The following is a 2075-nucleotide window of genomic DNA, read 5'->3' as shown; positions in this document are numbered from 1 at the left end:
TGAAATGTCCGGTTTTGGATGTGGAATACAGTGGCTAAAGTTGATGTAAGATGCCCGTTTTGTGAACAGACATCTCCTGTGAAAAAACACGGTTATGGCAAAAGTGGCCATCAGCGTTACCGTCGTCAGTCATGCAAACACTGATGGCTACAGGGCTTACAACGACGAACTTCCAAAAGTAAAACACATTGTTAGCAAGCTGTATACACAGCATATTGAGCGTGCACATCTGACACTGCGTAACCGATTGCAACGGCTCAATCGCAAGACGCCCGGATATTCAAAATCATCCGAAATGCACGATAGGATCATTGGTACTTAGATCGAACGCGAGTACTACGTTTGATGCTACATCAACTCATTGAATACACGACCGTAAGCAGTGTACCGCATGCTGCCTTCCCTATCTGCAACGCACCGACATCGCACCAACACCAGAAGCATTAATGCGTTCACGCTATTGTGCTTACGTAGCCCATGACGTTGATTATCTTATCGCTACCTGGGATCCTGCGCTTCATCCCGAAAAACGGCGTGCTTCAATCACCGAAAGCGCTCAGGATACGCAGTGGCAACGATTGAATGTGCTGGCTGCCAGCCCAGGATACGATACGGATGAAGGTTATGTCGAATTCGCTGCGCGCTATACCGACACCTCGCAGCCAGAGCGTACCTCGCTGATACGCGAGCGCTCACGCTTCCTTCGCCGCCTCGATCGCTGGTACTATGTAGACGGCGTACATCTGCAAACCGGCAGAAACGATCGCTGTCCGTGCGGTTCGGACAAAAAATACAAACAGTGCTTCTGGCGTGGATAGGCGCGTAGTGTAAGGCAAAAAATGTAACCCGGTGGCATGCTTCCCCTTATCGCGGCGATAAATCGCACGAACGTGGCAGCTTTCGGGGATGATGACAGACGATTTTGGACAGGGTTCTTATTTCCATGCAATCCCAAACGATGCAATCTCAGGCAATACAACGAAAAGTGTTGCGTACCATTTGCCCCGATGCAAAGGGGCTTATCGCAAAAATTACCAACATCTGCTACAAACACGAATTAAACATTGTGCAGAACAATGAATTTGTCGATCACCGCACCGGGCGCTTTTTCATGCGTACCGAATTAGAAGGGATCTTCAATGATACTACGCTGTTGGCCGATTTAGACGGCGCGCTGCCGGAAGGCTCCGTGCGCGAACTCAGTGATGCAGGCCGCCGTCGTATCGTGGTTCTGGTCACCAAAGAAGCGCATTGTCTGGGCGATTTGCTGATGAAGAGTGCCTACGGCGGCCTGGATGTGGAAATTGCCGCCGTGATTGGCAACCACGATACGTTGCAGACGCTGGTAGAGCGTTTTGATATTCCGTTCCATCTGGTGAGCCATGAAGTGCTCTCACGAGAAGCGCACGACCAGTTGATGATTGAACAGATTGATGCGTACAAACCGGATTACGTGGTATTGGCCAAATATATGCGCGTTTTGACGCCTGCTTTTGTGCAGCACTATCCAAATCAGGTGATTAACATCCACCACTCGTTCCTGCCTGCGTTCATCGGTGCTCGTCCATACCATCAGGCCTATGAGCGCGGCGTGAAGATCATCGGTGCGACCGCCCACTACGTGAACGACAACCTAGATGAAGGTCCGATCATCATGCAGGATGTGATCAACGTGGATCATACCTATACCGCCGATGACATGATGCGTGCAGGCCGCGACGTTGAGAAAAACGTCCTGAGCCGCGCCCTTTACCGCGTGCTGGCACAACGAGTTTTCGTTTACGGTAATCGCACCATTATTCTTTAATCCGCTGTTTTTCCACTCAACCTTGAGTGGAAAACCCGCAAGGCGCGTGAAAAAACGGCAAACAAACGCGTTTTTTTGCATTCAGGGGCTTTGTTGAATAAATCAGAACTTGTAACGACTGCACCATACGGGTCGATTGTTACGTGATGCGAATACTGTTCGGCATTCCTGATAGCGTGATCCGGTTAAGCGCTTTGACCATGGCCATGGCTTCACCCACCTGAGCATCGTAGTCTCTCAGACTTAGATGACCACCCAGAAGCCTTTT

General features: G+C 50.2%; 2 protein-coding genes and 2 pseudogenes. 3 read left to right on the top strand and 1 reads right to left on the bottom strand.

Translation table 11 applies throughout. The features are described 5' to 3' along the window. Positions 1 to 30 precede the first annotated feature (30 nt). The 3 genes and pseudogenes from QZ506_RS06260 to purU all read left to right on the top strand — a co-directional run bounded on the left by QZ506_RS06260 (position 31) and on the right by purU (position 1807). Positions 31 to 322: pseudogene (locus QZ506_RS06260) on the top strand (IS1 family transposase). A gap of 85 nt (positions 323 to 407) precedes the next feature. Beyond that, positions 408 to 818: a YchJ family metal-binding protein gene (locus tag QZ506_RS06255; RefSeq protein ID WP_291969842.1), complete on the top strand. Its 411-nt coding sequence runs from the start codon at positions 408 to 410 to the stop codon at positions 816 to 818. 140 nt (positions 819 to 958) lie between these two features. Continuing rightward, entirely contained in the window at positions 959 to 1807 is an 849-nt protein-coding gene (gene purU / locus QZ506_RS06250) for a formyltetrahydrofolate deformylase (RefSeq protein ID WP_291969840.1), read from the top strand. A 139-nt stretch (positions 1808 to 1946) separates the two neighbouring features. On the opposite strand, the pseudogene QZ506_RS06245 reads toward purU, so the two are convergent. Continuing rightward, positions 1947 to 2075 (bottom strand): annotated as a pseudogene (locus QZ506_RS06245) (IS5/IS1182 family transposase); the annotation flags it as partial.

Origin of the sequence: Candidatus Symbiopectobacterium sp. (genome assembly GCF_020054415.1) — a bacterium.
Taxonomy (GTDB): domain Bacteria; phylum Pseudomonadota; class Gammaproteobacteria; order Enterobacterales; family Enterobacteriaceae; genus Symbiopectobacterium.
The sequence above is the reverse complement of the archived record's forward strand: the minus strand, read 5'-3'. Positions and strand labels throughout refer to the sequence as shown.

Bases quoted from the DNA above. Each gene is read 5' to 3' on its own strand.
- purU (WP_291969840.1), top strand. From the start codon at position 959: ATGCAATCTCAGGCAATACAACGAAAAGTGTTGCGTACCATTTGCCCC.